We start from the raw sequence: 26,778 nt of genomic DNA, 5'->3' as shown, positions 1-26,778 counted from the left end.
AGGGCCCCTTTCCTTGTGCCCGTCAGGCGATGTGGTTCTCTTCCAGTTCCGCGTTGTAGAGCTTCGTGAACCGGTTGACCATGCGCTTCGCCTCGTCCGGCAGGAGCGTGATGCTGAACTCCGCCTCGACGTTCTCGCTGTACTCGCGCGGGGTCGGATAGCCGGTGCCGCCTATCGACTTCTTGAAGACCTGGTAGTAGTCCTCTTCGGTCGGGTCGGGAGCGGGCGTGCCGCCGCCCTCGCCGAGTTCGCGGGTACGGCCCCGGCTCACTGGGATGCGGAAACTGCCGGTCTCATCCATCGAGGGTTCTGAGGGTGCCGGGGGAGGAGGCTCGTTGTACTGCTCCGCCTCTTGTTGCTCCGCGTACCTCTGGGCGTAGACCGGTTCCGCGTCGTAGGTCGGGTCGTACGGCGGCTCGTATGTCGGGTCGTAGTCGCCGTGGTACTCGATGGACTGCGGGTCCCGGGCGTGCAGCCAGGGGTTCTGGTCCGCTTCGGGGGCGTAGTACAGCTGCTCGGCGTCCTGGTTGCTGTCCAGCTCCAGGCGCTGCTCGCTGGGAGGTGCCGCTGCGGCGTCGATTTCCTGCTTCGGGGCCGGAGGCAGCAGTGCCGGTTCGATGCCCGCCGCCGCCAAGCCCGCCGGGGCCGTGTCCGCCAGGGGGACGCCGTACTTTGCCAGGCGCAGTGGCATCAGGGACTCGACCGGGGCCTTGCGGCGCCAGCCGCGGCCGAAGCGGGAGCGGAGGCGGGCCTGGTAGACGAGGCGTTCCTGCTCGAGCTTGATGACTTGGTCGTAGGAACGGAGCTCCCAGAGCTTCATACGGCGCCAGAGGAGAAACGTGGGCACGGGGGAGAGGAGCCAGCGCGTCATGCGGACCCCCTCCATGTGCTTGTCCGCCGTGATGTCCGCGATGCGGCCGATCGCGTGGCGGGCGGCCTCGACCGAGACCACGAACAGGATCGGGATCACCGCGTGCATACCCACACCCAGCGGGTCCGGCCAGGCCGCAGCGCCGTTGAAGGCGATCGTCGCCACCGTCAGCACCCACGCCGTCTGGCGCAGGAGCGGGAAGGGTATGCGTATCCAGGTGAGGAGCAGATCAAGGGCGAGCAGGACGCAGATGCCCGCGTCGATACCGATCGGGAAGACGTAACTGAAGTCCCCGAAGCCCTTCTGGAGGGCCAGTTCGCGGACAGCGGCGTACGAACCCGCGAAGCCGATGCCGGCGATGATGACGGCACCGAAGACGACCACGCCGATCAGAACCCGGTGCGTCCGTGTCAGCTGCAGTGGCGCGGCCACCCGTACTCCCCTCCCCGTGCAAGTCGTTGCGCGCAACAGAGTGGCACATGTGTACGGCGCGCGGGTTGCCGGGACGTGAGAGCCCGGTCCCAGAAGGGCGCCGGGCTCCGTCAAATGGTTGTGTTCTGCTGCGAGTTGGGCCCGATGTGACGGTCAGTTCTTCTTCGCCGCGGACTTCGACGGGGAGGCACTCTTCGACGCTGACGCTGACGCTGACGCCGACTTCGAGGGCGATGCGCTGCTCTCCGTAGAGCCGTTGGCGGACGACACCGCCGCCACTGCCTCCTTCGCCGCCTTCTGCGCGTCCTTCATCAGATCCGTCGCGCTCGGGGTCTTCTCGCCCGCCAGGCCCGCGCCGTTGTAGTCGACGGTGACGACGACGTTCTCGACCTGCACCACGACCGTCTGCTGCTTGAAGGAACCCTCCTTCTTCTTCAGGTCGTAGCGCACCGCCGTCGCCGCGTCGCCCATGCCGGTGACCGGCTCGGACTTGACGCCCTTCGCGCCCTCCGCCGACTGGGCGGCCTGGACCTGCTTGTCGTAGTACTCCTGAGCCAGTTCGTCGCCGGCACCGCGCGTCGTGTCCGAGTCGAAGCGGAGCAGGGAGACATTCAGCCAGCGGAACTGCGAGCCCTTCACGCCGTTGTCGTCCAGGCTGCTCCAGGAACAGTTGCCGCGCGACGCGGCATCGCTCGAATTGCCCTGCTTGCCGGACGTCTTGGCCTTCGGCACCAGATCGCCCAGCGTCTTCTTCGCCAGCACGGTGCAGGGCTTCGGAAGCTTCGCGTACGCCGCCGCCTGAACCGTCGGCGACGGGCTCGCCGACGCCGACGCCCCGGGGCCCGCGCTCTTGCCCTCGCCGGCACTGTCGGAACCGGAACCCGAGCCGGAGTCGGAGGAGCAGCCGGCGGCGATCAGCATCACGGGAACCGCGGCCGCGCACACAAGGACGCGGCCAAGACGCTTCCCCCGCCGGTCACGCTGGTCTAGCTGTGCTCGTCGCTGCATGGTTCCTTCACTCATGACGCTCGTGCTCCTGCCGTCGGATCGGGTCCGGGGACGCTGAGGTTCCTGCGGTCGGATCGGGTCCGAGGGGCCACGGTACGCGGTGAAGGACTTGTGTGTTCCTCGTTCGACTGCTTTGCAAAGAGGCCTTACGGCACGCTAGTCGGCCAGCGAGTCCGCCAGCTGAGAAGCCAACTTCTGCGCCCTGTCCTGCATTTCCTTGCTGTCCGGCACGATGCCGACCGTCGCCGGCTGCTCCTCGTACTGGATCGTCACGATCACATTCGACGTGCGGAACGCCACAGTCACCGTGCGCTGCCGAGCCGTCGAACCGGCGCTGCTCAGCACGTCGTCCAGGAACGCCTCGTCACCGAGACCGTCGAGGAGGCGGGGCTGGAGGTCGGAGGGGGTGGCGGAGGGGGAGGAGCTGGCGCTGGAGCTGGGGTCGGCGGCGGAGGAGCCGGAGGGGGATGTGGAGGGGGACGCGGTGGAGGGGGACGAGGACTGGGACGCGGAGTCGGACGGAGACACCGACTCCGACTCTGATTCCGACTCCGTGGCCGAGACCGTCGGCTCGGGGAGGTCGGCCGCTTCCTCCCTCGTCGCGAACAGCGACTCCGCCTCGCTGTCGTCGCTGACGGCGTTGTCGTACGACACCACCCGCTCGAAGTCGACGAGCAGGTGGTCCGTGGCCTCCGTCGACTCGACCTTCCAGCGGCAGCCGACCTTGCGGTCCGTGTCGAAGGTCTGCGTGGGGTCGCCCGCGTAGGCGTTCTCGCGCTGCTCCTCGTCCGTCAGCTGCCTGATGCCGGGGAGCAGCGAGTCGAGGGTCTCCTGACTCACGGCGCCGCACGGCTCCGGGAGCGTGCGGTAGCGGCCCGGCTGCGCCTCGGCCGCCGCGGTGCCCGTGTCGCCGGGGTTGGAGTTGTCCGCCGTGCCGCCGTCGTCCGAGCCGCCGGTGCAGCCGGCCAACAGCGCCGCGAGGAGCGCCGCGACGCCGGATACGTACGCCTTCCGCTGCACGGTCAGGTTCCTCTCGACGGTGTCTCTTGCCGGGCCCGCCCGGCCGTTCTGCCAGTGTCCCCGCTGGTTAATCGCTTGCCGCGCGGGGGTGCCCGCTGGAGACAATGTCTATCGCACGCAACGCCGTGGACGCCGGTCCGTTGTCCCTTTCGTTGACCTTGGCGCCGGTTTTGCGATTAAAGACTTCTGTTGCACTTACGGGGATTGAGGACGATATGTCGTACGTGGAAATGCCGGGCGCGAAGGTTCCCATCCGCATGTGGACCGACCCGGCAACGGTCGACGAGGGCGCCCTCCAGCAACTGCGGAACGTGGCGACCCTGCCCTGGATCAAGGGGCTGGCTGTGATGCCGGACGTCCACTACGGCAAGGGTGCGACGGTCGGGTCCGTCATCGCGATGCGGGGGGCTGTCTGTCCTGCGGCGGTGGGGGTGGACATCGGGTGCGGGATGTCGGCGGTGAGGACGTCTCTGACGGCGAATGATCTGCCGGGGGATCTGTCTCGGCTGCGGTCGAAGATCGAGCAGGCCATTCCGGTGGGGCGGGGGATGCATGACGATCCCGTTGATCCGGGGCGGTTTCATGGGTTCGCTGCTGGGGGGTGGGATGACTTCTGGGGGCGGTTCGATGGGGTTGCCGAAGCGGTCAAATTCCGTCAGGAACGCGCCACAAAGCAGATGGGAACGCTCGGGTCCGGGAATCACTTCACGGAAGTGTGCATAGGTGATGACGGATCGATCTGGCTCATGCTCCACTCCGGCTCTCGGAACATCGGCAAGGAACTGGCCGAGCACCACATCGGCGTGGCCCAGAAGCTTCCGCACAACCAGGGCCTGGTCGACCGTGACCTCGCCGTCTTCGTCGCGGACACCCCGCAGATGGCGGCGTACCGGAACGACCTGTTCTGGGCGCAGGAGTACGCGAAGTACAACCGCTCGATCATGATGGCGCTCCTGAAGGACGTGATCCGCAAGGAGTTCAAGAAGGCCAAGCCGGCCTTCGAGCCCGAGATCAGCGCTCACCACAATTACGTGGCCGAGGAGCGGTACGAGGGAATGGACCTGCTGGTGACCCGCAAGGGAGCGATCCGGGCCGGCTCCGGCGAGTACGGGATCATCCCGGGCTCGATGGGCACGGGTTCGTACATCGTGAAGGGCCTCGGGAACCCTCTGTCCTTCAACTCGGCCTCGCACGGCGCCGGTCGGCGCATGAGCCGCAACGCGGCCAAGCGGCGCTTCTCGACCAAGGACCTGGAGGAGCAGACGCGGGGCGTGGAGTGCCGTAAGGACTCCGGTGTCGTGGACGAGATCCCTGGTGCCTACAAGCCGATCGAGCAGGTCATCGATCAGCAGCGGGATCTCGTCGAGGTGGTGGCGAAGCTCAAGCAGGTCGTCTGTGTGAAGGGCTGACGGAGTAGGGCAGCCCTTCTCACTTCGCGTGCGTCACCGCGTAGATCATTACGAAGGCGACGATGTGGATGCCGAAGAGGAAGTACGCGAGGTAGTACCAGACGATGCGTTCGCGTTTCTTTTCCAGGGCCAGTTGGCGCTGTTCGCGGTCGTGTTGCTCGGACTTTTCCTCTTCCGGCATCACAACTCCCTGTGGACCTTGGTGTTGGAGGCCTGGGCGCGGGGGCGGACGATGAGGAGGTCGATATTTACGTGGCTGGGGCGGGTTACCGTCCAGGTGATCGTGTCGGCCACGTCGTCGGCCGTGAGGGGGGCCGCTACTCCCTCGTAGACCTTTTCCGCCTTTTGCTTGTCGCCGTCGAAGCGGGTGAGGGCGAATTCGTCGGTCTTGACCATGCCGGGGGCGATTTCGATGACGCGGACCGGGCGGCCCACGATTTCGAGGCGGAGGGTTTCGGCGAGGACGTGGGCGCCGTGTTTGGCGGCTACGTAGCCGGCGCCACCTTCGTACGTTGCGTGGCCTGCCGTGGACGAAATCACCACCACCGTGCCGTCGCCGCTCGCCTCCAGTTTCGGGAGGAGGGCCTGGGTGAGGTTGAGCGTGCCGATGACGTTCGTTTCGTACATCTGGCGCCAGTCCGCCGGGTCGCCGGTCGCCACCGGGTCGGCGCCCAGTGCGCCGCCCGCGTTGTTGATCAGGACGCCGATGGAGCGGAAGGCGCTCGCGAACTCGTCCACCGCCGCGCGGTCCGTGACGTCTAGGGCGTATGCCGTCGCCGAGTGGCCTGCCTGGGTGATCTCCTCGGCCAGTGCCTCGATGCGGTCCTTGCGGCGGGCGGTGAGGACGACGCGGTAGCCCGCGGCCGCCAGCTGCCGTGCAGTCGCGGCGCCGATTCCGCTGCTGGCACCGGTGATGACGGCGATACGGGACGCGGCGGCGGGGGTCATACGGCAGCTCCAGAGGGGCGAGAGGGGTGGTTCGTGGTTCGTATGCGTGTGCCTCCGGCCAGGATAGGCGGGGCGCGAGCAGCGGCCGGGTGCCGTTCGAGGGGCGGGACTGCGGCACTCGGGCGGACAATGAAAGTGGGTGGTCCTCTCCCGAGTCAGGAGGTGGATCCATGGGTGAGGCTCGTGACGTGATGGACCGGCTGACGGATGCGGTCACCGGTTCACCTGACCTCAAGGCGCTTGCCGAGGTCTATGCGGAGGACGCGGTCGCGATCACGCCGGACGGTGGGGAGATCCACGGGCGTGACCACATCGTCGAGTACTGGCGTCAGATGACGGACGCGGTTCCTGAGGGGACGTTCGAGACGGTGTACGCGTATGAGATCGGGGACACCGCCATCGACGAAGGGTTCTTCAGCGGGAAGAACACCGGTCCGATCCAGCTGCCGTCGGGGGAGTCCCTGCCCGCGACGCAGAAGGAGATCAGGATCCGCGGGGTTGATTTCGCGACGGTGCGGGACGGCCGGATCGTCAGCTATCGGCTCTACTTCGATCAGATGGAGTTCCTGGAGCAGCTCGGGTTGCTGCCCGACGAGCTGTCGGCCTGAGGTCGTCAGGTCACATAAGACACCTACGTCATTTACGGCATTTACGGTCTTCGTCACTCCCCGCGCGGCGCGTACATGATCACTGCCATGCCCGCGAGGCAGATCAGTGCGCCCGCGATGTCCCAGCGGTCCGGCCGGTAGCCGTCGGCGACCATGCCCCAGGCGATCGAACCGGCGACGAAGATGCCGCCGTATGCCGCGAGGATGCGGCCGAAGTGGGCGTCGGGCTGGAAGGTGGCGACGAAGCCGTAGGCGCCGAGGGCGAGGACGCCGCCGCCGATCCAGAGCCAGCCGCGGTGCTCGCGCAGGCCCTGCCAGACCAGCCAGGCGCCGCCGATCTCGAAGAGCGCGGCGACGACGAAGAGGGCGGCGGAGCGGAGGATGAGCATGTCGGCAGCTTCGCACGGCCCGTTTTCGTGCCCGCTCCGTGCCCGTTTCCGTGCCCGCGTCACCTGATGGACGGCGCCTGCGGCTCGCTCTGCGTGGGATACATCCGTACGACCACGGACCGCGGAGTGAGGAGTCGGCTGGATGAGAACGACGCGGGTGCTGGCGGCGTGCGGTGCCGCCCTGATGATGATCGGCGGCGCGGCCTCGCTCGCCGTCGCCGGCTCCGGTCCCGAGGCCGGTCTCGCCTATCACGGTGCGGCGTCCCTGGCCGCGGGGCGGGTCGACGTACGGTTCACGCCGCGCAATCTCGGGACGTCCGCCGTGCCCGCCACGTCGGTGCGGTTGGCCTGGTCGGAGCCGCTCGCCGACCGGCAGACGCTGCCGGACGGGTGTGCGCGCTCGGGGGAGCGGGCGGTGCTGTGCCGGGTCGGGGCGCTGGCCGCGAAGGGGGTGGGTGAGCCGGTCAGGCTGCGGGTGCAGTTGCTGGAGGCGCCTTCGGAGGTGCTGCTGGAGATCGGCACGGTGGCGGACGGCGGCCAGGGCAGTGCACCGCAGCGGGTGCTGGTCCTGGACACCGGCGACGAGTACTACTTCTAGACGTACGGCGACTGCTGCGTCGTACGATCTCTGCACGGCGCAGACGAAAGGGCGGGCGGGATGACGGGCGATGCACGGGCGCGGCTGCTCGAGGAGCTGTCCGCGGTGTCCCGCCGCTATATGGCGTCGTACGCCCTGTTCAACCAGGCCGTCGCCGATCGCCTCGGGCTGCACCCCACCGATCTGCAGTGTCTGAATCTGCTCACGCTGGAGGGCGGTCCGGTGACGACGGGCCGGATCGCGGAGCTGACGGGGCTGACCACCGGGTCGGCGACGCGGCTGGTGGACCGGCTGGAGAGGGCGGGGTACGTCGTCCGGGAGCGGGACGCGGGGGACCGGCGGCGGGTGCTGGTGGCGACCGTGCCGGAGAAGAGCGCCGAGTTCGGGCGGATGTGGGAGCGGCTGAGCGGTGGCTGGTCGGCTCTCTTCGATGATCTGGACGATGCCGAACTCGCCCTGATCATTGGGCACATGAGGCGGACGGTGGAGTTCAGCGGGGAGCAGATCGCGCGGCTGCGCGCCGACAAGGCCTAGGCCCGGGCGCTCTCGCTCTCCTCGTCGTACCGTTCCCGTGCCTCGTGGACCTGTTCGATGTGGGTCTCTGCCCAGTCCTTCACCGCGGTGAGCATGTGGGAGAGGCTGGCGCCGAGGGGGGTGAGTTCGTAGTCGACGCGGACGGGGACGGATGCGGTGACCGTGCGGGCGACGAGGCCGTCGCGTTCCAGTGAGCGCAGGGTCTGCGTGAGCATTTTGGGGCTCACTCCGGCGATCTTGCGGCCGAGGTCGCTGTAGCGCATGGGTCCGTTGGAGAGGGCGGCGAGGACCAGGCAGACCCACTTGTCGCTGATGCGGTCGAGGAGTTGGTGGGTGGGGCAGCCGCGGAGGAACGCGTCGTACTCCATGCGGGCTTCTTCGCGTCGCTGGGCCGCGGTCTTGGTCGCCATGGCTCACCTCGGGGGTATGTACGCACCTTCAGGTAACTACTTACCAGAAGATAGTAGCTCTTCCTAGGGTTGTTGCAGCCGAGGAGATACCTCAGCGAACAGTGACACTTGGGAGTTATCAGTCATGCGAGCTGCTGTGGTGACGACGTTCGGCGGGCCCGAGGCCGTGGAGGTCGTGGAGACCGAGGTGCCGGAGCCGGGTGCGCGGCAGGTGCGGATCAAGGTGGCGGCCGCCACGCTCAACCCCGTGGACGCCGGGGTGCGCTCGGGTGTCTTCGGCGGCGCGGGTGAGCGGCTCGGCTTCGGCTGGGACGTCGCCGGGACCGTCGAGGCGATCGGTGAGGGGAGTGCGTGGAGCGTCGGCGACGAGGTGGTGGCCCTGCACCACGGCCCGGTGAAGCCGCTGGGCACGCACGCCGAGTACGTCGTCGTCGACTCGGACGCGGTGGCGAAGGCGCCGGAAGGGGTGGATGCCGTCCACGCCGCCACACTTCCGCTGAACGCCCTGGCCGCCGTACAGGCCCTGGAATTCCTGGAGTTGACGCCGGATCAGTCTCTCCTGGTGACCGGCGCCGCGGGCGCGCTCGGTGGGTATGCGATCCAACTCGCCGCGCACCGGGGGATATCGGTGACCGCGCTGGCGCGGGAGAAGGACGAGGAGCTCGTACGGTCCCTGGGGGCGGCCCACTTCACGGCCGGCGACGGGGGCGGCTTCGACGCCGTACTCGACGCGGCGGTCATCGGAGAGGCGGCCCTTGCGCGGGTGCGGGACGGGGGCGCGTACATGGGCGTCATCCCGAATGCCGCACCGGCTTCCGTGCGGGGCGTGCGGGTCGGCGAGGTCGGCGTCCTTGCCGATGGGGCGCGGCTGACGGAGCTGGTCCGGCTGGTGGAGGAGGGGGTGCTGACGCTCCGCGTCGCCGAGACGTACGCGCTGGACGAGGCGGCCAAGGCGCACGTCCGGCTGGCGGAGGGCGGGGTGCGGGGGCGGATCGTGCTGGTTCCTTGAGGGTCCGTGGGCTTCTTGTCCGTCGGCGTCCCCGGCTGCACGGAGGAGCTGACTAGTTCTTCGAGTCCGGCTTCCACTCCTGGACGAGGAGCCCGAGCAGCACCTCGTCCAGGAACTCGCCCATCACCCAGGCCGAGGAGCGCAGGACGCCCTCGCGGACGAAGCCGTTGCGTTCGGCGGAGCGCAGCATCGCGACGTTGTCCGACAGCGTCTCGATCTGCAGCCTGTGCAGGCTGCGCACGACGAAACCGTAGTGGCACAGCACCGCGACGACGTCGGTGCCGTAGCCCTTGCCGCGGGCGGACGGCAGCAGTCCGAGCCCGATGTGCGCGCACCGGTTGTGGGTGTCGATGCCCCACAGCGTCGCGGTGCCGATCAGGGTGTCGCCCTCCAGCTCCACCACGGAGAACTGGACGACCCCTTCCGCCTTGTCGTCCACCACGAGCCGCGGATCCTTCGAGCCGGGCGTGATCGGCCGCCACGGACCGCCTTCGGCCCGTGCGGAGTTGACCACGTCGTCGTAGAGCTCGGTCCGCAGGATCGGGATGTCGTCCTCGTGCCGGGCCCTGAGCCCCACCTTGCTGCCTCTAAGCATGTGAGCTTCCTATCCGACCGTCCCGGTCGGCGGCAAACCAATAAGCCCCTCTAACGCCCTTGTCCCTCAGGCGCCTTGCGCGGCAGCAGCCCCGCGAGGGGCAGGCATACGGCGATGGCGGCGGCGACCACGACGAGGCTGAGCCTCGTGGCGTGGGCGTCACCGTCGCCGACGGCCTTGAAGTACACGGTCGTCACCGCCGCCGCCCCGATCGCGTTGGCCAGCTGCTGCACCGCGCTCAGTGAGCCGCTCGCGCTGCCCGACTCCTCCGTGGAGATGTCGCCGATCGTGATGTCGTAGACCGTGCCGAAGCAGGTGCCCATGCCGAGGCCGATGACCAGCAGGGGCGGGACGAGGGGCCAGGCGCCGGTCTCGGCGGTCAGGAGGGCGAGCCAGCCGCAGCCCAGCAGGATGATCACCAGGCCGGTGAGGACCAGGCGGCGGCCGAGGGTGTGGATCAGCTGGTAGCAGGCGATGGACGCGATGACGATCCCGACGGACAGGGGGATCAGGCCCAGTGCGGTGCCCGCGGGGGAGCGGCCGAGGCCTTGTTGGAGGTGGAGGGAGATGACGTAGAGGAGCCCCGCGGTCGCGGCGAAGACGACGATGCCGAGGGTCAGGCCCGAGGTGAAGCCGCGGTCCCGGAGGAGGGACGGCTGCAGGAGCGGGTTCGGTGCGGTGCGCTGGCGGTGGCAGAAGGCGGCGAACAGGGCGAGGCCCAGCAGGAGGAGGGCCAGGGGGCGAGTCGTCCAGCCGTTCGTCGAGCCGTCGATGAGTCCGCCGAGCAGGCCGAGCATCGCGGCTGCGAGGAGGGTGGAGCCGGGGCCGTCGACTCGTCCAGGCGCTCAAGGGTGACCTGCTGGCGGTCCATCGCTGCCAGCAGCACCTGCGCCGCGACCTGGGGCGGCTCCTCCAGCTCGCACAATCCAGCCGGCAGCTTCCCGTGCTCGGCCAGATACGCGCGTACCTGCCGGGTCCGGTTGCGGATTTCCGCACCGCTGACCCCGGCGGGCAGCAGCGCCCGCAGCGCTGTCCACTCCGCCCCGGTGCGCTGTCGGGGGTCGGCGGGCCAGGTGGCCAGGACCGCCGCCACGATGGTGCGCCGGTGCAGGGCCAGGCGCAGGGTGCGTGCCGCGTACTCCTCGGCCGCCCGGCGCACCCGGTCCGAGACGTACATCCCCTCGGCGGGCGCGGCCTCCTTGGACCAACCCAGGCGGCGCATGGTCATCCACCCCTTGGACGGCAGCTTCTCGCCCTGCCCGTCGACACCGGTGGCCAGCACATCCAGTGAGTCCTCGTCCCACCGGGAAGCCACCGGACGACCGGTCATCTCGCGGCACAGGGAGGCCAAGAAGGACACCCGCTGGTACAGCAGCCGCTGACCGACCTGTTCACCACTGCCCTCGACCACACCACCGAAGGCGGTGCACGTCGCCGTCGCCACCAACCGGCCCACACCCACCACCCCCTCCACAGCCCTGAACCAGGCACGCCCCCGCACTCAATCGGCCTAACGACCGAGCACCGCACAAAGGCACGCACCCCGCCGAACGCGCCCGATTCATGCGGGGAAGCGCAGCAAAACCGCCAACAGTTGAAGACCCTGTCAGGCTGCGAGGATTGACAGACCTCCTGTTGACGGATTTATCGCGTGCTGGGCGAGTGCGCGAGCGGCAGGCGTGGAGCCGGCGGCAGCGGCGCGGGTGCTCCCGTCTCCGGCGTGGCACGGAACGCCTCGATCATGTAGGCGGCGAAGCGGCGGGAAGCCGTGAGCCGGGCGGGCCGCGGCAGGTTCTGGACTCCGCGGTGGGCCATGAGCATGAGGGCCAGGTCGTCGACGACGAAGCCGGGGCGCAGCTGACCGGTCTCCTGGGCGCGTCGGGCCAGTTCGGCAACCGCGCGCGTGGTCCGCTCTCGGTCGGCGTCGAAATCCATGGCCTCGGGGAAGGCCGCCATGAAGGCGTCGGCGAACCCCCGGCTGTGCGCGTGGAGTTCGCAGATCCGCTCGATCAGGCTCCGGAGTCCGTGCCACGGGTCCGAGTCCGCGAGGGCATCGCGCACGGCGGCGTGGCAGGCTCGCCACTGCTCGGCGTAGGTCTTCACGATCAGTTCCCGCTTGGTCGGGAAGTGCCGGTACAGCGTGGCCGGGCCGACGCCCGACTGCCGGGCAACCTCGCGCATGGGCGCGTTCAGGCCCTCCTCGCCGAACACGGCGCGGGCGGCCTCCAGGATGCGGGCCCGGTTGTCGCGGGCGTCGGAGCGCACAGGGTGAGGCAAACGGTCGGTCATGGCCTCTCACTTTAGCCAAACGGACGGGGGCGTCCGTTACGGTCCGACGACGGGTGATGCCACCCCGTACGCAGCACCTGTGACCTGCACGTTCACCGCCCGAGGAGCCGAGATGAAAGCCGTCGTGATCAGGGAGTTCGGAAACCCCGATGGTCTGGAGGTCGTCGACCTGCCAGTGCCCGTCCCTGCCCCGGGGCAGGGACGGATCGCCACGGAGGCGATCGGGGTGGGCGGCGTGGACGCCGTGATCCGCCGAGGAACGCTCGCCGGGCTCGGCTTCCGGGAGGGGCATCTCCTCGGCAGCGAGGTGGCGGGTACCGTCACCTCGGTGGGAGAGGGCGTGGACGCCTCGTGGATGGGGCGGCGGGTGTGGGCGTTCACCGGCCTGTCCGGTGGGTACGCCGAGCAGGCCGTCGCCTCGGTCCAGGACGTCCTTCCGCTGCCCGACGGCATGACCGGCGCGGACGCGGTGACGCTCGGCAGCTCCGGCGCGGTCGCCCACTTCGCCCTGGACCGCGTCCGTGTCGCGCCCGGCGAGACGGTGCTGGTGCGCGGTGCGGCGGGCAGCATCGGGATCACGGCGGTTCAGCTTGCAGCCAGGGGCGGTGCGGGCGCGGTGGCGGTCACCACCTCATCCCAGGAGCGCGGCGCCCGCCTGCGGGACCTGGGCGCAACCCATGTCCTTGACCGCTCCGGCGAGGGCGGCCCGGACGCACCGTCGGGCTTCGACGTGGTGATCGATGTCGTGGGGGGTCCCCGGCTTCCCCAGTTCCTGGACCGGCTGAACTCCAACGGGCGGTATGTGGCGGTCGGCGTGGTCGCCGGGCAGCCGCCCGCGGACTTCGGCATGCGGCTCATCGACGCCTTCCGCAGCTCGCTGTCGTTCGCCACCTTCAGCCTGGACACCGTGCCCGGCCCCGACCGGCAGGCCGTCCGGTCGTCCCAGTTCGCCGCTGCCGCCCATGGGGACCTGCGCACGGTCGTGCACGAGGTGCTCCCGCTGGACAAGGCAGCGCTGGCCCACCGCGAGATGGACGCGGGCAGGGTGTTCGGCAGGGTCGTGCTGGCCCCCTGAGCCTTCGCGGCCCCTGTCAACGGAACGGCACTCGCTCGGGCCGTGGCTGACGCTCGCCGCTGGCTGTCACCACCGCCGGCGGCGGGGCACGTGGCCTTGACCAGGTCTGTGATGCGGGTGGTGCGCCGCATCAACCGCCGACGGCCCCCTTCGTACCGACCGTCCGCAACACCGTCACCGCCAACGTCCGCGCCACCTCCACCACTTCACGCACGGACACGTGCTCCGCCGCACTGTGCGCCACCGCTATGTCCCCCGGCCCGTACTGCAGGGTCGGCACCCCGGCCCCGGCGTACAGCCGCAGATCGCTGCCGTACGGCGCCCCGCGCTCCCGCAGCCCCGAGTCACCGCCGACCGAGTCGGCGTAGGCGGCACGGATCACCTCCGTAAGGGGATGCCCCGGCGCCAGCCGCCCGCTCGCGAACTGCCCGCCCGGCCACGTCACCGTCGCCGGATGGTCCCGCAGCCACGGGTCGGCGGCACACACCTCGGCGACGCGGCGTTCCAAGGAGGCCCTCGCGTCAGCCGGATCCTCGCCCAGCCGCACCCCCAACCGCCCCTCGGCTACGAGCAGATCGGGCACGCTGCTCGCCCAGTCACCGGCGTGGAGGGTGCCGACGGAGAGGGCGTACGGGATGGGGTACTCGGCCATGAGCGGGTCGGGGCCGGTGTTGCGGCCGGCCTCCAGCTCTGCCAGCGCCCTGTGCAATGTCACATATCCCTCGATCGCGCTGACGCCCCGCTCCCGCGAACTCGCATGCGCCGCCTTCCCGGGCACCGCGATCCGGAACGTCAGCGCACCCGCGTTCGCGGTGACCAAAGTCCCGGCGGTCGGCTCACCGATGACACAGACGTCCCCGCGATACCCCCGCTGCAACGTCCCGAACGCCCCGAGCCCACCGTCCTCCTCCCCCACCACGAAGTGCGCGGCGACCTGCCCGCACAACCGCACCCCGCTGGCCCGTATCGCCCCCAGCACAGCAAGGTGCGCCGCCAGCCCCGCCTTCATGTCACAGGCCCCGCGCCCGTGCACGAGATCACCGGTGACCCGCGGCACGAAGGGATCCCCCTCCCACGCGGCCGGATCCCCCGCCGGCACGACATCAACATGCCCCTGCAACACGAAGACCGGCCCATCACCCCCGTCCGCGGTCCGCCCGACCAGCCCCCAAGCCTCCTCACGCGGCGCCTCCGAGCCCGGAAACTCGGGATGCGCACGCAGCGCGGCCAGATCCATCGGCCACAGATCGACATCCATCCCGAGCCGCCGCAACCGCCCGGCCAACTGATGCTGAAGCTCCGCCTCAGCCGCACTCCCGGTCACACTCGGAACAGCGATCAACTCAAGCAACGTCCGCGCAACAGCAGCCTCATCGATCTCCGAGAGCACCAAGGCTTCTTCATGACTCAACACAAGGCGGATCCTTTCCACGCAGGGAGGGACAGCGCCCCGTCAGGGGCGCGGGGAACTGCGCGATCAACCACATAAAACCCGCACCCGCCAAACGGCAGAAGCCCCCGAGCTACTAGGCAGCCCCACCCACCGTGAACCCAATAACCGACCCACCCCCCTCCCGCCGATAGGCAAACGGCGCACCCCCATGCGCCAACGCCACCTCCCGCACAATCGACAACCCCAGCCCAGACCCCGGCAGGGACCTCGCATCCGCAGCCCGATAAAACCGATCGAAGATCCGCATCAGATCCTCATCCGCGATACCGGCCCCCCGATCAAGAACCTCAACCCGGATCGCCCCGGACCGCGCAGGCCCGGAAACCACGATCTCGATCGGCGCCGCCCCCTCCCGGTCAAACTTCGCCGCGTTCTCCACAAGGTTGGACAGCGCCCGTTGCAACATCCCCGGCCGCCCGTCCGTCGCCGTATCCCCACTCGCCCGCACCACGATCTCCCGCCCGGTACGCCGCCGCGCCAGCCCGGCGACATCCTCGGCGACATCGGCGAGATCGACCCGCTGCGGCGGCTCCGTGTCCGACTGCCCGGCCGCCAGATCCACCAACTCATTGACGAGATCGGTCAGTTCACGCGCCTCCTGGCCAAGGTCGGCGACGAGCTCGTCCCGCGTCCCGGCAGGCAGCTCATCGATCCGCCGCAACAGGGAAATGTTCGTACGCAGCGACGTCAGCGGCGTCCGCAGCTCATGCCCCGCGTCCTGCACCAACCGCCGCTGGTCCTCCTCGGACTGGGCGAGCCGCCCCAGCATGCGGTCGAAGGCGCGGCCGAGGCGGCCCACCTCGTCGTAGCCGGTGACGGGGACCTGGATGCCGAGCCGGCGCGTGCGGGCGACGTCCTCCGCGGCGGAGGTGAGGATGACGAGCCGGCGCGTGATGCGCCGGGCCAGCCACCAGCCGAACAGCCCCGCGCCGACGACGACCGCCGCCATCAGGATCAACGTCCGCTGCTGCAGCGCCCGCAGCAGATCCTCCGTGTCGCTGAACTCCTGCGCCACCTGCACCGCGCCTCGCCCGCCGCCGAGCGCGACGGTCGCGATCCGGTACACGTCGTCCCCGACGTCGACGTCCGCGTGCTCGGTCAGCGCCCCGGCGGTGGAGCGGGCGGCGATGCGACGGTCGGCGTCGGTGACGGGCAGCCCCGGACGGCCGGGGTCGACCACGGCACCGTCCGGCCCGAGCACCTGCACATCGGTGCGGGCGGGCCGTACGAGATCATGACCGGGCTCCGACGACGAGAAGTCCTCCGTCGTCATGCGCTCCTGCTGCAACGTGCCCCGCAGATCCTGCACGACCTCGTCGAACACGGACTGCTGGTCCACGCGCACGAGCCGGGCGGCGGCGCCGTACGACAGGATGCCGACCAGGACGGTGACCGCGGCGGTCACGGCCGCGAAGGACACCGCGAACGTCGTCCGCAGCGACAGCAGCCTCAGCCGCCGGGGCCGGACCACTCAGTCCTCCCGCAGCACGTAACCCACGCCCCGCACCGTGTGGATCAGCTGCGGCGCACCCGGCTCGTCGAGCTTGCGACGCAGGTAGCCGACGTACACGGCGAGATTCTTGGAGCCGGGCCCGAAGTCGTAGCCCCAGATGCGGTCGTAGATCGTGGAGTGGTCGAGCACGATGCCCGCGTTGCGCACCAGCAGTTCCAGCAGCTCGAACTCGGTGCGCGTCAGCTCCAGCTCCCGCGGCCCGCGCCACGCCCGCCGTGCCTGTATGTCCATCCGCAGCCCGGCGGCTTCGAGGAGCCGGGGTGGAAGCTGCGGTTCCGCGGCTTTCGCCGGTACCTCGACGGGGGCCGTGCCGGTCCTGCGCAGCAGCGCCCGCAGCCTCGCGAACACCTCCTCGACGTCGAACGGCTTGACGACATAGTCGTCGGCGCCGGCGTCCAGTCCCGCGATCCGGTCCTGCGTCTCCACCAGCGCCGTCAGCATCAGGATCGGAGTCCGGTCGCCCTCCGCCCGCAGCACCCGGCACACCTGGAGGCCGTCGATCCCCGGCATCATCACATCCAGCACCAGCACGTCCGGTGGTGTGCGATGCGCCTGCGCCAGCGCCTCCACCCCGTCGGCGACCGCGGTGACCTGGTAGCCCTCCAGAGTCAGGGCCCGTTCCAGGGCGTGACGGATGGCGCGGTCGTCTTCAGCGAGCAGAACAGTCTGGGGCACCCGTCCATAGTGGCAAAGGGCGGGGATCGTACGACCTGATGAGCGGCCCCAGGCGATCGTTCTTACGAACGTCTCACCCTGCCGGACGCAACGCGGCGAGCTGCTCCGCGAACGGAACGACCTCCTCCGTGCCGGTCCGCACCGTTTTCGGCACCCCGGCCATCAGCCCCGCCAGCTCCCCCGCCGCCCGCTCGATCCGCCCGCCCAGGCCCTCCGCGCCCCAGTCCTCCGACGCGGCGTACACGGCGGTCGGCACGACGACGGCCCGCAGATAGGAGAAGAGGGGACGCAGGGCGTGCTCCAGGACCAGGGAGTGCCGGGCCGTACCGCCGGTCGCGGCGATCAGCACCGGCGTGCCCGCGAGCGCGTCCGGGTCGATCACGTCGAAGAAGGACTTGAAGAGTCCGCTGTACGACGCCGAGAACACGGGCGTGACGACGATCAGTCCGTCCGCCCCGGTCACGGCGTCGATCGCGGCGGAGAGCCGCTGTCCCGCGAACCCGTTCGTGAAGTTGTGCGCGATCTCGACGGCGAGTTCGCGCAGTTCGACCACCTGGACGTCCACAGCGGAGGCCTGTGCCACCGCCGCGGCCAGCCGATCGCCCAGCAACCGCGTGGACGACGGGACACTCAGTCCCGCCGACACGACGACGAGCTTCATACGGTGGTCACCTCCTGAGACGCCTTGAGGGAAGCGTGGGTCGGCGCGTCCGGCACACTCGCGGAGCGCCCCGCGGCGAACTCCTTGCGCAGCACCGGCACGACCTCCTCGCCCAGCATGTCGATCTGCTCAAGGACGGTCTTCAGCGGCAGCCCGGCGTGGTCCATGAGGAACAGCTGGCGCTGGTAGTCCCCGGCGTACTCGCGGAAGCCCAGCGTCTTCTCGATCACCTGCTGCGGTGAGCCGACGGTCAGCGGGGTCTGCTCGGTGAAGTCCTCGAGCGACGGGCCGTGCCCGTACACCGGCGCGTTGTCGAAGTACGGCCGGAACTCCCGCACCGCGTCCTGCGAGTTGCGCCGCATGAACACCTGACCGCCCAGCCCCACGATCGCCTGCTCGGGCGTGCCGTGCCCGTAGTGGGCGTACCGGCTCCGGTACAGCTCCACCATCTGCTTGGTGTGGTCGGCCGGCCAGAAGATGTTGTTGTGGAAGAAGCCGTCGCCGTAGTAGGCGGCCTGCTCTGCGATCTCCGGCGAGCGGATGGAGCCGTGCCAGACGAAGGGCGGTACGCCGTCCAGCGGCCGGGGCGTGGCGGTGAAGCCCTGCAGCGGCGTACGGAACTTCCCCTCCCAGTTCACGACGTCCTCGCGCCACAGCCGGTGCAGCAGGGCGTAGTTCTCGATGGCGAGGTTGATGCCCTGCCGGATGTCCTGCCCGAACCAGGGGTAGACCGGCCCGGTGTTGCCGCGGCCCATCATCAGGTCCACGCGACCGTCCGCCAGATGCTGGAGCATCGCGAAGTCCTCGGCGATCTTCACCGGGTCGTTGGTGGTGATGAGGGTGGTGGAGGTGGAGAGGATCAGCCTCTCGGTCCGCGCCGCGATGTAGCCGAGCATCGTCGTCGGTGACGACGGCACGAACGGCGGGTTGTGGTGCTCGCCGGTCGCGAAGACGTCGAGGCCGACCTCCTCGGCCTTCAGCGCGATGGCGACCATGGCCTTGATGCGCTCACGCTCGGTCGGCGTACGGCCGTTCGTCGGGTCCGGCGTGACGTCGCCGACGCTGAAGATCCCGAACTGCATGGTCGCTCATCCTCCAAAGTTGTTGACCGTTCAACTATACCGTCGAACGGCCCCACCGCTCCCCTTATTCCTTAATCAGCTTGACGGCCGCGACCACCACTCGGCACATTTATCTGCTTGACACAGATACTGTACGACACAAGGGAACCTGCCCTCCCCGCCCCACCCGCTGGGCGATCCTCGCCGTCGTCCTCGCCGCCGACGTCCTCGACCTCCTCGACGCCACCAGCACCAACATCGCCGCCCCCACCATCACCGCGGACCTCGGCGGCGGCCGCCGGCCTGGTCCAGTGGCTCGGCGCCTCCTACGCCCTCGCGCTCGGCGTGCTCCTCGTCCCCGGCGGACGGCTGGGCGACAAGTACGGCCCGCAGGCTCATCGGTTCCCAGTCGCAGCCAGGTCGAAATCGCTCCCAACGTGGTTCTGCGGGGGAAGGGGACGATGGCGGCGGTCCGTGCACCGTGAGCCTCGTGCGATGTCTCCCGGACAGCCGACGTCCCCCTGGGCGCCAACTTCCCCGCCCACCATCGGCATGTCCTTGACACCCCTGACGTAAGGAAGCGCCCGTGAGAACGACGCCCCGCGCCGCACGCAGAGCCGCCGCCCTCGCCGCCGGTACCGCACTGGCCACCCTCCTCGCGGCGTCCCCCGCGGGGGCGGACGCCGAGCTGCCGGTGGTGACCGCGCGCAGCGAGTCCGCGCCGCTCTTCGACGACGAGGCCGGCCAGAACTCCGACGCGGACGACCCGGCGATCTGGCGGAACCCCGCCGACCCCGGGCGCAGTCTCGTCATGGCGACCGCCAAGGAGGGCGGGCTGCGGGTCTACGACCTGGACGCGCGCCTGGTGCAGTCGATCGCCGCGCCGAAGCCGCCGTCGGCGGACGACGCGCCCGGCCGGTACAACAACGTCGACCTCATCAGCGGCCTGCGCACCTCGTCCGGCCGGGCCGATGTCGCGGTGGTCAGCGACCGCGGCAACGACCGCCTGCGGATCTACCGCATCGACCCCTCCCGCCCGGACGCCCCGCTCACCGACATCACCGACCCGGCCGCCGCCCCGGTCTTCTCCGCCGACCAGAGCGAGATCAACGACCAGCAGACCGCGTACGGTCTTGGCACCTGGAAGGACAAGGCCAGCGGCCGTACGTACGCCCTGGTCAGCCAGCGTGAGCGCACCCGCCTCGCTCTGCTCGAACTCGTCCCGGCCGCGGACGGCAAGGTCGGCTACCGCAAGGTCCGCACCCTCGACCTCCCCTCCTCCTTCCGCCTGCCGAACGGCACCAGCTGGACCCCCTGCCTGGAGCCCGGCGAACTCCCGCAGGTCGAGGGCATGGTCGTCGACCCGGCCACCGGCACGCTGTACGCCGGCCAGGAGGACATCGGCATCTGGCGGCTGCGCGCCGACCTCACCGGCACGCCCGTCCTGATCGACAAGACCAAGGAGTACGGCGTCCCGGGCACCTACGACGAGGCGACCGAGGAGTGCACGCCGGGCGCCGACCCCGGCTTCGGCGGCGAGCACCTGTCGGCCGACGTCGAGGGCCTGACGCTGTTCGAGGAGCGGGACGGCGACGGCTACCTTCTCGCCTCCAGCCAGGGCGACAACACCTTCGCCCTGTACGACCGTGAGGTCGGCGACGCCAACGAGTACGAGGGCGGGTTCAAGGTCGGCGCCGCGTCCTCGACGCTGGACAGCGTGGAGGAGTGCGACGGCGCCGCCATCCTCAACGCCCCGCTGGGCACCCGCTATCCGCGCGGCCTGCTCGTCGTCCAGGACGGCGAGGAGACCCCGGGCGAGCAGGACCGCACGGCCACCGGCTTCAAGTTCGTCGACCTGGGTGCGGTGGTGGACGCCGCGGACATGTAGGCGGACATGTAGGCCGTGAGTCGTGCGGTCGCGTACGGCCGCCGGGTACCGTCCGGCGGCCGTACGGTCATGTCATGACCGCATCCGACGCCAAAGCCGACCTCCACTTCTATCTGCAGTCCGCCCGTGATGCCCTGCTCTGGAAGCTCGAAGGGCTCTCGGAGTACGACATCCGCCGCCCGCACACGCCGACCGGCACGAACCTGCTGGGCCTGGTGAAACACGTGGCCACGGTGGAACTCGGGTATCTCGGCGACACGTTCGGACGGCCCTCCGGTGAGGCCTTGCCGTGGGTCGAGGAGGGTGCCGAGGCGAACGCGGACATGTGGGCCACCGCCGACGAGTCACGCGAGCAGATCGTGGGCCTGTATCGCCGGGCGTGGGCACACGCGGACGCGACGATCGACGCGCTGCCGCTGGACACGGTCGGCAGGGTGCCGTGGTGGCCCAGCGGCAGGGACGAAGTGACGCTGCACCATGCCGTGGTGCGCGTCATCGCCGACACCCACCGGCATGCCGGGCACGCCGACATCATCCGGGAACTCATGGACGGTGCCGTCGGGATGAACAAGGGCAACGACAGCCTGCCGCCGGGTGATTCGGCCTGGTGGGAGGAGTATCGGAGCCGACTGGAGCGGGTGGCGCGGGATGCCGGGCGGGGCGCCGACCGGGACGCGTGACCGGGATCGGGGGCGGGGTGTCTCAGGAGAATCTCATGCGCTCCCCATGGTGAAACCAGGTGGCGGCCCCAGTATGGTCAAGCACTCAACAGGAGGGTGGGGTTCCGTGTTGAGCGACATGTCCGACGTGAAATGCCGATGTACGTGCCCGGGAGCGACGGTGTGGGTCACCGGGCCGACGGCCGCCGACCGGCGTGCCGCCGCCTGCGCCCTCGCCGAACGCCTGCTGGCCGAACAGCGCCGGGTCGAGGTCCTCGACCGCCTCAACGGCCATGACACGGACCCCGAACGCATCGGCCTGATGGCCGAAGTACTGGCCCGCAACGGCATCGTGGCGATCGTGCCGTGCGCCGAGGAGGGCGTGCCGACGGTGCGGGAACGCCACGAGGCGAGCGGGACGCGGTACGTCGAGGTGTGCGTGGCCGGGCGGGAAGGGCCGGAGGAGTCGGCGGTGGTGGCGCATGGGGTGCTGGTGGGGCATCGGCATCGCTGACGCTCCCGCGTCCGGTGCTCCGCGGCGCTCGACGCTCGGCTCGGGAGGGGTCCCGGACCCTTCCAGGTAGACAACTGGGGTGAGCAGCTCCCGTAGCCTCTTGTTCGCCGGCGGCATTCTCGCCGTCACCGTGCTGACCGCGTGCGGCACCGAGACCGCCCCGGACGGGGCGAGCCGCACCCCGTCCTCCGACGCCACGAGTACGCCCTCCACCTCCTCCACCTCCACGCCGTCGGCCCGCTCTTCGTCCCCGGCCGGCTCGCAGGCAGACATCCGCCCGACCACCTCCGCACGCGAGGGCGACTGCGTCGGTGCCGAGGGTCCCGGTCGCGGCGGTGAGGTCTGGGTGGTCGACTGCGCCCACCGCAACGCGGTCGCCCGGGTGACCCGGCTGGTGCCGAACGGCAAGTCGGACCTCTGCATCAAGGACGACTACACCGGCTTCGACTTCCGCAACGACAAGCCCAGCCTGTGCCTGATGATCTACGGCAAGGAGGGCGACTGCTACAGCGGCTTCGACGTCCGTACGCCCATCGGACCGCGGGTGCCGTGCAACGACCCGAAAGCCTTGCTGCGTCTCGAGCGGATCATCAAGGGCGACGGCCGCGACACCTGCCGTCAGATCACCCCGTACGGCGACCCGAACGCGGCCGCCCTCTTCTACAGCGACGCACCTGACTTCGCCGCGGGACCCGGCACGTTCCGCGACCTTACGTACTGCCTGACGTCACCGGATTCCTAGAGACGGGGGCGACCGGGCTCGGCATGTCCGGTCCCCCCGCCATCCGGTCGCGTCTCTCCTCCGGACGGCCGGAAGCCTCCCCCCGGGTGGCGGGAGTCCGCGGCCGAGCCGCCGCACCAGGGGTTTTCCGTTCTACGGTCGGTGCGGTGACAATCAGCACCGGCGTGCGGCCGACGGCGTACGCACCATCAAGATGAGGCGGGGCGCACGTGATCCGGGTAGTGGTGGTCGACGACGAGGCCCTGGTGCGATCCGGCTTCCAGCTCATCCTGGGCGCGGCCGACGACATCGAGGTCGTCGCTACGACGGTGGGTGCGGAGGCCGTCGATGCCGTACGGCGTGAAAGTCCCGACGTCGTGCTGCTGGACATCCGGATGCCGGACGTCGACGGGCTGACCGTGCTGCGGCAGCTGCGTGCCCTGCCGCAGCCGCCGGTCGTCGCGATGCTGACGACCTTCGACGCCGACGAGTACATCGTGACCGCGCTGCGGACCGGGGCCGCCGGATTCCTGCTCAAGGACACCGAGCCCGATCAACTCGCCCAGCTTGTCCGGACGTTGGCGGCGGGCGGCGTGGTGATGTCGCCCAAGGCGTCGCGCGCCGTCTGGCAGAGTCACCCCGGCGCCGGGACCGTCGACGACGAGGAGGTCACCCGCGTCGGACGGCTCACCGACCGGGAGCGCGAGGTACTCGTGCTGATCGCGGAAGGTCTGTCCAACGCCGACATCGGCGGCCGGATCCACCTCAGCGCGGGCACCGTCAAGGACCACGTCAGCGCGATCTTCACCAAGCTGCGAGTCGGCAGCCGGGTCCAGGCGGCGCTGCTGGCACAGCGGGCGGGGCTGCTCGATGGGGGGCGGGGGCGCGGGGAGCGTGATGAGGGGCAGCGGCGTCGGGAGTCCGGCGAAGGTCAGAGGCGCGGGGAGCTCGACGGGGGGCAGCGGCGTCGGGAGTACGACGAGGGGCAGCGAGGCCGGGAGCTCGACGAGAGGCAGCGGCGTCGGGAGTCCGGCGAGGGGCAGCGGCACGGGGGGCGCGGCGAGGGGCAGCGGCGGTCGGAGCATGGGCGATGAGCGCGGTCAGGGTGGCCAGGGCGTGGTGGGCACGGATGCCCGAGCCGGTCATCGATGCCGTGGTGGTCGTGGTCGCCCTCGCGGACATTCTGATCAGCCTGGTGGAGGACGTGGGCGCCGTGGCGCAGTCCATGGCCGCGCTCGCCTGCGCCGCGCTCGTCGTACGACGCCGCTTCCCGCTTCCGGTGTTCCTGCTCACCCTGCCCGCCAGCCTGCTGCTGAACATCGTCTTCGCCCCGTTCGCCGCGCTGTTCACGCTGGCCGAACGCTCCCGCAACCGGCGTCTCCTCGCCCTGTTCGCCGTACTGTTCGCCCTCGCCTCCGCCACGCCCTGGCCGCTGAGCGACTTCGCCTCGCACGACCGCACCTGGACGGTCGTGTACTTCTTCTACACGCTCGCCACCGCCGCGGCCCCCGTCCTGCTGGGCCAACTCGTCCAGGCCCGCCGGGACCTGGCCCGCCGCCTCGTCGAGATCGAGGAGGCCCGCGAGCACGAACGCCTGCTGCACTCCCAGGCCGTCCTCGCCCGCGAACGCGCCCAACTTGCCCGCGAAATGCACGACGTCGTCGCCCACCAGGTCAGCCTGATCGCCGTACAGGCAGGCGCGCTCCAAGTGGCCGCGACCGACCCCTCCTTCAAGGAGGGCGCCCGCACCATCCGCTCCCTCAGCGTCGACACCCTCGACGAACTACGCCACATGGTCACCCTGCTGCGGGCCTCCGGCGGCCGGACCACCGAACTGACCCCGCAGCCGACCCTCGCCGACCTCCACAAGCTCGTCACGACCAGCGGCATCGACGCCGACCTCACCGGCGAACTCCCCCCGGACATCAGCACCCCCGCCCAGCGCGCCGTCTACCGCACGGTCCAGGAAGCCCTCACCAACGTCCGCAAACACGCCCCCGGCGCGACCGCCAAGGTCCACCTCTGGCAGAACCCCGACACCTTCGGCGTCACCATCACCAACACACCCCCCACCCGCCCCTCCCTACCCCTCCCCGGCTCCCACCAAGGCCTCATCGGCCTCAGAGAACGCGCCGAACTCCTGGACGCCACCTTCGAATCGGGCCCTGCACCGGGCGGCGGCTACGAGGTGACGCTGCGGATTCCGGCGCATGGGGACGCCTGACCGGGGGACCCCGGTCAGGGTTATCCTGCCCGGGCAGGACTAGGGGGCGGGGATGGATGGTCAGGAAGTCGGCGCTGTCGGACTCGGTCACGAATCGGCGGCGCTCCGGCTGGAGGCGCACCGGACCGAGTTGATCGGCTACTGCTACCGAATGCTGGGTTCGGTCTTCGACGCGGAAGATGCCGTGCAGGAGACCATGGTCCGGGCGTGGCGCAGCCTCGACCGGTTCGAGGAACGGTCGTCACTACGGTCGTGGATCTACCGCATCGCCACCAACGTCTGCCTCGACACACTCGCCGCCGGCAAGCGCCGGGCTCGCCCGATGGACCTCTCGGCCCCGACCAGCGGTGCCACCTCACCGGGCCCGCCACTGGACCCCAGCCTGTGGATCGAGCCGTGTCCGGCCGCTCTGACCCACACGCCGGCCAACCCCGCGGAGGCAGCCGAAGCCGGCGAATCCGTGCGCCTGGCATTCGTCGCCGCCCTGCAGCACCTGCCGTCCAAGCAGCGCGCGACCCTCCTCCTGCGGGAAGTCCTGGGCTTCTCGGCACGCGAAGTCGCAGACCTGCACTTCTGCACCGTCGCCTCGGTCAACAGCGCGCTCCAGCGCGCCCGCGCCACACTGGCAGCCAGCCGCGAAGCGACCGGTGACACGGCGGTACAGCCGCCCGACGCCGTTCAGCGGGCACTGGCGAAGCGGTATGCCGCGGCCTTCTCCAGCTTCGACATGGAGGAGCTGACCATGCTGCTGCACGTGGACGCGACCATGTCCCTGCCGCCATACGCCCTGTGGATGCGAGGCGTCTCCGACATCCAGGCCTGGCTGACCGGACCCGCCGTCGGCTGCCGGGGATCCCGGATGGTCCCCACTCTGGCGAACGGCTCGCCGGCCTTCGGCCAGTACCGGCCCAGCGTCACCGGAGCGGGATTCGAACCCTGGGCCCTTCAGGTCGTCGACATCTCCGGGGACCGGATCACCGACATCCATGTCTTCCGGGACACCGAGCGACTGTTCCCGCTTTTCGACCTGCCCCCGCACCTCGGCGAGCAGGAAGCGTGACGCAGCGCACCTTCACCGACCGATGGCTCCGTCAGCGCCCCTCGGTCATACCAGCGACGACGCCGAAGCCCCACCTGATCCACGGCGATCACCTCAAGGAACCCCAGCCGCGCGGCGGCCGGGGTTCCGCTCTTTCGGGGACCTTCATCGTCGGCACTGTGGTCAGGCCGCGAGTGCGGTGCGCAGGGTCGCGGCCATCAGCTCGATGGCCTCCTTTCCGACCGGCACCGGGCCCGTGTGGGTGAAGTAGTGGTCGACACCCTCGAAGACGCGGTGGGTTACCTGGACGCCCGCGGCGTCCAGGGCCTTGGCGTAGGCGTCGCCCTCGTCGCGCAGGCGGTCGTACTCCGCGGTGATGACCAGGGCGGGCGGCAGCCCGGCGAGGTCGTCGGCCAGTGCGGGTGAGACGAGGGGAAGGGCGCGGGTGGCCGGGTCCGGGACGTAGGCGTCGGTGAAGACCCGCATGAAGCGGGGGCTGAGCAGCGGCTTGGCGAGGGGGGAGTGCTTGGTGGCGGGGTCGGCGACCTGGTCGAGCGGCGCGGAGTCGAGGATCTGGAGCCGCGGCGAGAAGGTGCCCCGGTCCCGGGCCATACGGCAGACCGCGGCGGTCAGGTTGGCCCCGGCACTGTGCCCGCCCACGGCGAGTCGCGAGCCGTCCCAGTTGTTGGCGGGGCCGGTCTCCGCGACCCACGCCGCGACGTCGTACGCCTGGGTGACGGGGACGGGGTACCGCCGCTGCGGGGCGACGGCGTAGTCCACGTTGATCACGACACAGCCCGCGGTGGCGGCTATGTAGCGGCAGATGTGGTCGTCCTGCTCGGGGCGGCCGACGATGAAGCCGCCGCCGTGGAAGTTGATGTACACCGGGGCGGGCGTGTCGGCGGTGGCTGCCGTCGGGCGGTAGACGGTGCAGGGCACCGGACCCGCGCTCGTTTCCACCCGCAGGGATTCGGTGCGCTTCGGGATGTCGGTGAAGCGCAGGTCCTTGTGGACGCGGGAGATCATGCCGCCCAGGAGTAGCTGGATGGCTCTGGCCTGCAAGTTCGGGCTGAGGGGCATGACTGGTTCCACCGATCGCTGCAACTTTGAAACAACAGGAATCCTGATAATGGACGCTCATCCTGCGCAGCGCAACGGTCAGCGCGTGAGTCCCT

30 protein-coding genes and 1 pseudogene are annotated in these 26,778 nt (G+C 70.0%); 14 read left to right on the top strand and 17 right to left on the bottom strand.

Translation table 11 applies throughout. From position 1 onward, the window contains the following. Window positions 1–22 precede the first annotated feature (22 nt). From AB0I98_RS03840 to AB0I98_RS03830, 3 genes are all read right to left on the bottom strand, one after another. Window positions 23–1,303 carry a DUF2637 domain-containing protein gene (locus AB0I98_RS03840; RefSeq protein WP_362934738.1) on the bottom strand — a complete coding sequence of 427 codons (1,281 nt, stop codon included), beginning with the start codon at window positions 1,301–1,303 and terminating at the stop codon, window positions 23–25. Window positions 1,304–1,456: 153 nt separating this feature from the next. After that, a complete protein-coding gene (locus tag AB0I98_RS03835) occupies window positions 1,457–2,326 on the bottom strand; it encodes a DUF3558 domain-containing protein (RefSeq protein ID WP_362934735.1) in 870 nt (289 codons plus the stop codon). Between the two features lie 141 nt (window positions 2,327–2,467). Next, complete coding sequence (locus AB0I98_RS03830; RefSeq protein ID WP_362934732.1) at window positions 2,468–3,331, bottom strand: DUF3558 domain-containing protein; 864 nt, start codon at window positions 3,329–3,331, stop codon at window positions 2,468–2,470. Between the two features lie 215 nt (window positions 3,332–3,546). Between AB0I98_RS03830 and AB0I98_RS03825 the strand changes: the two genes are divergently transcribed. Continuing rightward, on the top strand, window positions 3,547–4,740 hold the full coding sequence (locus AB0I98_RS03825; protein ID WP_362934870.1) for an RtcB family protein: 1,194 nt from the start codon (window positions 3,547–3,549) through the stop codon (window positions 4,738–4,740). 19 nt (window positions 4,741–4,759) lie between these two features. On the opposite strand, the gene AB0I98_RS03820 is transcribed toward AB0I98_RS03825, so the two are convergent. Together AB0I98_RS03820 and AB0I98_RS03815 are read right to left on the bottom strand one after the other, a co-directional pair. Beyond that, entirely contained in the window at window positions 4,760–4,921 is a 162-nt protein-coding gene (locus AB0I98_RS03820; RefSeq protein WP_328359354.1) for a hypothetical protein, read from the bottom strand. After that, the gene (locus AB0I98_RS03815) at window positions 4,921–5,688 is read right to left on the bottom strand and encodes an SDR family oxidoreductase (RefSeq protein WP_362934729.1); all 768 of its coding nucleotides are present in this window, start codon (window positions 5,686–5,688) and stop codon (window positions 4,921–4,923) included. The genes AB0I98_RS03820 and AB0I98_RS03815 overlap by 1 nt, the downstream gene beginning before the upstream one ends. Window positions 5,689–5,858: 170 nt before the next feature. On the opposite strand from AB0I98_RS03815, the gene AB0I98_RS03810 reads away from it, so the two are divergent. Beyond that, a complete protein-coding gene (locus AB0I98_RS03810) occupies window positions 5,859–6,296 on the top strand; it encodes a nuclear transport factor 2 family protein (RefSeq protein WP_362934727.1) in 438 nt (145 codons plus the stop codon). A gap of 53 nt (window positions 6,297–6,349) precedes the next feature. Here AB0I98_RS03810 and AB0I98_RS03805 read toward each other — a convergent pair whose 3' ends face one another. Further along, on the bottom strand, window positions 6,350–6,685 hold the full coding sequence (locus AB0I98_RS03805; protein ID WP_362934724.1) for a YnfA family protein: 336 nt from the start codon (window positions 6,683–6,685) through the stop codon (window positions 6,350–6,352). Between the two features lie 142 nt (window positions 6,686–6,827). Here AB0I98_RS03805 and AB0I98_RS03800 point away from each other — a divergent pair, with 142 nt between their 5' ends. Both AB0I98_RS03800 and AB0I98_RS03795 read left to right on the top strand, forming a co-directional pair. Next, window positions 6,828–7,283 (top strand): hypothetical protein, encoded by a 456-nt coding sequence (locus tag AB0I98_RS03800; protein ID WP_362934721.1) that lies wholly within the window; start codon window positions 6,828–6,830, stop codon window positions 7,281–7,283. Between the two features lie 60 nt (window positions 7,284–7,343). Then, complete coding sequence (locus tag AB0I98_RS03795; RefSeq protein WP_362934718.1) at window positions 7,344–7,817, top strand: MarR family winged helix-turn-helix transcriptional regulator; 474 nt, start codon at window positions 7,344–7,346, stop codon at window positions 7,815–7,817. Here the strand turns inward: AB0I98_RS03795 and AB0I98_RS03790 are convergent. After that, window positions 7,814–8,227, bottom strand: coding sequence for a helix-turn-helix domain-containing protein (locus tag AB0I98_RS03790; RefSeq protein WP_362934715.1), 414 nt, complete (start codon window positions 8,225–8,227; stop codon window positions 7,814–7,816). The genes AB0I98_RS03795 and AB0I98_RS03790 overlap by 4 nt on opposite strands. Before the next feature lie 124 nt (window positions 8,228–8,351). Here AB0I98_RS03790 and AB0I98_RS03785 point away from each other — a divergent pair, with 124 nt between their 5' ends. Further along, window positions 8,352–9,236 (top strand): NADP-dependent oxidoreductase, encoded by an 885-nt coding sequence (locus tag AB0I98_RS03785; RefSeq protein WP_362934712.1) that lies wholly within the window; start codon window positions 8,352–8,354, stop codon window positions 9,234–9,236. A 52-nt stretch (window positions 9,237–9,288) separates the two neighbouring features. Here the strand turns inward: AB0I98_RS03785 and AB0I98_RS03780 are convergent, their stop codons facing one another. Both AB0I98_RS03780 and AB0I98_RS03775 read right to left on the bottom strand, forming a co-directional pair. After that, window positions 9,289–9,831, bottom strand: coding sequence for a GNAT family protein (locus tag AB0I98_RS03780; protein WP_362934709.1), 543 nt, complete (start codon window positions 9,829–9,831; stop codon window positions 9,289–9,291). 50 nt (window positions 9,832–9,881) lie between these two features. Further along, a complete protein-coding gene (locus AB0I98_RS03775; RefSeq protein ID WP_362934706.1) occupies window positions 9,882–10,628 on the bottom strand; it encodes an MFS transporter in 747 nt (248 codons plus the stop codon). Window positions 10,629–10,904: 276 nt separating this feature from the next. Between AB0I98_RS03775 and AB0I98_RS03770 the strand changes: the two genes are divergently transcribed. Beyond that, a complete protein-coding gene (locus tag AB0I98_RS03770; RefSeq protein WP_362934703.1) occupies window positions 10,905–11,213 on the top strand; it encodes a hypothetical protein in 309 nt (102 codons plus the stop codon). A 262-nt stretch (window positions 11,214–11,475) separates the two neighbouring features. On the opposite strand, the gene AB0I98_RS03765 is transcribed toward AB0I98_RS03770, so the two are convergent. Next, the gene (locus tag AB0I98_RS03765; RefSeq protein WP_362934700.1) at window positions 11,476–12,120 is read right to left on the bottom strand and encodes a helix-turn-helix domain-containing protein; all 645 of its coding nucleotides are present in this window, start codon (window positions 12,118–12,120) and stop codon (window positions 11,476–11,478) included. A 112-nt stretch (window positions 12,121–12,232) separates the two neighbouring features. On the opposite strand from AB0I98_RS03765, the gene AB0I98_RS03760 reads away from it, so the two are divergent. Next, window positions 12,233–13,195: a zinc-binding dehydrogenase gene (locus tag AB0I98_RS03760; RefSeq protein ID WP_362934697.1), complete on the top strand. Its 963-nt coding sequence runs from the start codon at window positions 12,233–12,235 to the stop codon at window positions 13,193–13,195. Between the two features lie 130 nt (window positions 13,196–13,325). Here AB0I98_RS03760 and AB0I98_RS03755 read toward each other — a convergent pair whose 3' ends face one another. From AB0I98_RS03755 to AB0I98_RS03730, 6 genes are all read right to left on the bottom strand, one after another. Continuing rightward, window positions 13,326–14,609 (bottom strand): ArgE/DapE family deacylase, encoded by a 1,284-nt coding sequence (locus AB0I98_RS03755; protein ID WP_362934694.1) that lies wholly within the window; start codon window positions 14,607–14,609, stop codon window positions 13,326–13,328. Window positions 14,610–14,721: 112 nt separating this feature from the next. Beyond that, the gene (locus AB0I98_RS03750; protein WP_362934691.1) at window positions 14,722–16,119 is read right to left on the bottom strand and encodes a HAMP domain-containing sensor histidine kinase; all 1,398 of its coding nucleotides are present in this window, start codon (window positions 16,117–16,119) and stop codon (window positions 14,722–14,724) included. Further along, window positions 16,120–16,836 carry a response regulator transcription factor gene (locus AB0I98_RS03745; RefSeq protein WP_362934688.1) on the bottom strand — a complete coding sequence of 239 codons (717 nt, stop codon included), beginning with the start codon at window positions 16,834–16,836 and terminating at the stop codon, window positions 16,120–16,122. A 73-nt stretch (window positions 16,837–16,909) separates the two neighbouring features. After that, window positions 16,910–17,497 carry an FMN reductase gene (locus AB0I98_RS03740; RefSeq protein ID WP_362934685.1) on the bottom strand — a complete coding sequence of 196 codons (588 nt, stop codon included), beginning with the start codon at window positions 17,495–17,497 and terminating at the stop codon, window positions 16,910–16,912. Then, complete coding sequence (locus AB0I98_RS03735) at window positions 17,494–18,579, bottom strand: LLM class flavin-dependent oxidoreductase (RefSeq protein WP_362934682.1); 1,086 nt, start codon at window positions 18,577–18,579, stop codon at window positions 17,494–17,496. The genes AB0I98_RS03740 and AB0I98_RS03735 overlap by 4 nt, the downstream gene beginning before the upstream one ends. Before the next feature lie 252 nt (window positions 18,580–18,831). Then, entirely contained in the window at window positions 18,832–18,957 is a 126-nt protein-coding gene (locus AB0I98_RS03730) for a hypothetical protein (RefSeq protein ID WP_362934679.1), read from the bottom strand. A gap of 187 nt (window positions 18,958–19,144) precedes the next feature. Between AB0I98_RS03730 and AB0I98_RS03725 the strand changes: the two genes are divergently transcribed. The 7 genes and pseudogenes from AB0I98_RS03725 to AB0I98_RS03695 all read left to right on the top strand — a co-directional run bounded on the left by AB0I98_RS03725 (window position 19,145) and on the right by AB0I98_RS03695 (window position 25,624). Further along, window positions 19,145–20,446 carry a phytase gene (locus tag AB0I98_RS03725; RefSeq protein ID WP_362934676.1) on the top strand — a complete coding sequence of 434 codons (1,302 nt, stop codon included), beginning with the start codon at window positions 19,145–19,147 and terminating at the stop codon, window positions 20,444–20,446. A gap of 74 nt (window positions 20,447–20,520) precedes the next feature. Continuing rightward, window positions 20,521–21,126: a DinB family protein gene (locus AB0I98_RS03720; protein ID WP_362934673.1), complete on the top strand. Its 606-nt coding sequence runs from the start codon at window positions 20,521–20,523 to the stop codon at window positions 21,124–21,126. Window positions 21,127–21,286: 160 nt separating this feature from the next. Beyond that, window positions 21,287–21,619, top strand: coding sequence for a hypothetical protein (locus AB0I98_RS03715; protein ID WP_362934670.1), 333 nt, complete (start codon window positions 21,287–21,289; stop codon window positions 21,617–21,619). 79 nt (window positions 21,620–21,698) lie between these two features. Further along, window positions 21,699–22,361: a hypothetical protein gene (locus AB0I98_RS03710; RefSeq protein WP_362934667.1), complete on the top strand. Its 663-nt coding sequence runs from the start codon at window positions 21,699–21,701 to the stop codon at window positions 22,359–22,361. A 209-nt stretch (window positions 22,362–22,570) separates the two neighbouring features. Further along, a pseudogene (locus tag AB0I98_RS03705) lies at window positions 22,571–23,212 on the top strand (response regulator transcription factor); the annotation flags it as partial. A gap of 218 nt (window positions 23,213–23,430) precedes the next feature. Beyond that, window positions 23,431–24,564 carry a histidine kinase gene (locus AB0I98_RS03700; protein WP_362934664.1) on the top strand — a complete coding sequence of 378 codons (1,134 nt, stop codon included), beginning with the start codon at window positions 23,431–23,433 and terminating at the stop codon, window positions 24,562–24,564. A gap of 52 nt (window positions 24,565–24,616) precedes the next feature. Then, window positions 24,617–25,624 (top strand): sigma-70 family RNA polymerase sigma factor, encoded by a 1,008-nt coding sequence (locus tag AB0I98_RS03695; protein WP_362934661.1) that lies wholly within the window; start codon window positions 24,617–24,619, stop codon window positions 25,622–25,624. A gap of 162 nt (window positions 25,625–25,786) precedes the next feature. On the opposite strand, the gene AB0I98_RS03690 is transcribed toward AB0I98_RS03695, so the two are convergent. Next, window positions 25,787–26,683 carry an alpha/beta hydrolase gene (locus tag AB0I98_RS03690; RefSeq protein WP_362934658.1) on the bottom strand — a complete coding sequence of 299 codons (897 nt, stop codon included), beginning with the start codon at window positions 26,681–26,683 and terminating at the stop codon, window positions 25,787–25,789. Window positions 26,684–26,778 lie beyond the last annotated feature (95 nt).

This window comes from Streptomyces sp. NPDC050211, from assembly GCF_040656035.1.
Lineage (GTDB): Bacteria > Actinomycetota > Actinomycetes > Streptomycetales > Streptomycetaceae > Streptomyces.
This window is presented reverse-complemented; position numbering and strand designations above follow the sequence as displayed.

Excerpts from the sequence above, each read along its gene's own strand:
- AB0I98_RS03835 (WP_362934735.1), bottom strand. The coding sequence starts at position 2,326 with ATGAGTGAAGGAACCATGCAGCGACGAGCACAGCTAGACCAGCGTGAC.
- AB0I98_RS03825 (WP_362934870.1), top strand. The coding sequence starts at position 3,547 with ATGTCGTACGTGGAAATGCCGGGCGCGAAGGTTCCCATCCGCATGTGG.
- AB0I98_RS03820 (WP_328359354.1), bottom strand. The coding sequence starts at position 4,921 with ATGCCGGAAGAGGAAAAGTCCGAGCAACACGACCGCGAACAGCGCCAA.
- AB0I98_RS03815 (WP_362934729.1), bottom strand. The coding sequence starts at position 5,688 with ATGACCCCCGCCGCCGCGTCCCGTATCGCCGTCATCACCGGTGCCAGC.
- AB0I98_RS03810 (WP_362934727.1), top strand. The coding sequence starts at position 5,859 with ATGGGTGAGGCTCGTGACGTGATGGACCGGCTGACGGATGCGGTCACC.
- AB0I98_RS03805 (WP_362934724.1), bottom strand. The coding sequence starts at position 6,685 with ATGCTCATCCTCCGCTCCGCCGCCCTCTTCGTCGTCGCCGCGCTCTTC.
- AB0I98_RS03800 (WP_362934721.1), top strand. The coding sequence starts at position 6,828 with ATGAGAACGACGCGGGTGCTGGCGGCGTGCGGTGCCGCCCTGATGATG.
- AB0I98_RS03795 (WP_362934718.1), top strand. The coding sequence starts at position 7,344 with ATGACGGGCGATGCACGGGCGCGGCTGCTCGAGGAGCTGTCCGCGGTG.
- AB0I98_RS03790 (WP_362934715.1), bottom strand. The coding sequence starts at position 8,227 with ATGGCGACCAAGACCGCGGCCCAGCGACGCGAAGAAGCCCGCATGGAG.
- AB0I98_RS03785 (WP_362934712.1), top strand. The coding sequence starts at position 8,352 with ATGCGAGCTGCTGTGGTGACGACGTTCGGCGGGCCCGAGGCCGTGGAG.
- AB0I98_RS03780 (WP_362934709.1), bottom strand. The coding sequence starts at position 9,831 with ATGCTTAGAGGCAGCAAGGTGGGGCTCAGGGCCCGGCACGAGGACGAC.
- AB0I98_RS03775 (WP_362934706.1), bottom strand. The coding sequence starts at position 10,628 with ATGCTCGGCCTGCTCGGCGGACTCATCGACGGCTCGACGAACGGCTGG.
- AB0I98_RS03765 (WP_362934700.1), bottom strand. The coding sequence starts at position 12,120 with ATGACCGACCGTTTGCCTCACCCTGTGCGCTCCGACGCCCGCGACAAC.
- AB0I98_RS03760 (WP_362934697.1), top strand. The coding sequence starts at position 12,233 with ATGAAAGCCGTCGTGATCAGGGAGTTCGGAAACCCCGATGGTCTGGAG.
- AB0I98_RS03740 (WP_362934685.1), bottom strand. The coding sequence starts at position 17,497 with ATGAAGCTCGTCGTCGTGTCGGCGGGACTGAGTGTCCCGTCGTCCACG.
- AB0I98_RS03735 (WP_362934682.1), bottom strand. The coding sequence starts at position 18,579 with ATGCAGTTCGGGATCTTCAGCGTCGGCGACGTCACGCCGGACCCGACG.
- AB0I98_RS03730 (WP_362934679.1), bottom strand. The coding sequence starts at position 18,957 with ATGAGCCTGCGGGCCGTACTTGTCGCCCAGCCGTCCGCCGGGGACGAG.
- AB0I98_RS03720 (WP_362934673.1), top strand. The coding sequence starts at position 20,521 with ATGACCGCATCCGACGCCAAAGCCGACCTCCACTTCTATCTGCAGTCC.
- AB0I98_RS03700 (WP_362934664.1), top strand. The coding sequence starts at position 23,431 with ATGAGCGCGGTCAGGGTGGCCAGGGCGTGGTGGGCACGGATGCCCGAG.
- AB0I98_RS03695 (WP_362934661.1), top strand. The coding sequence starts at position 24,617 with ATGGATGGTCAGGAAGTCGGCGCTGTCGGACTCGGTCACGAATCGGCG.
- AB0I98_RS03690 (WP_362934658.1), bottom strand. The coding sequence starts at position 26,683 with ATGCCCCTCAGCCCGAACTTGCAGGCCAGAGCCATCCAGCTACTCCTG.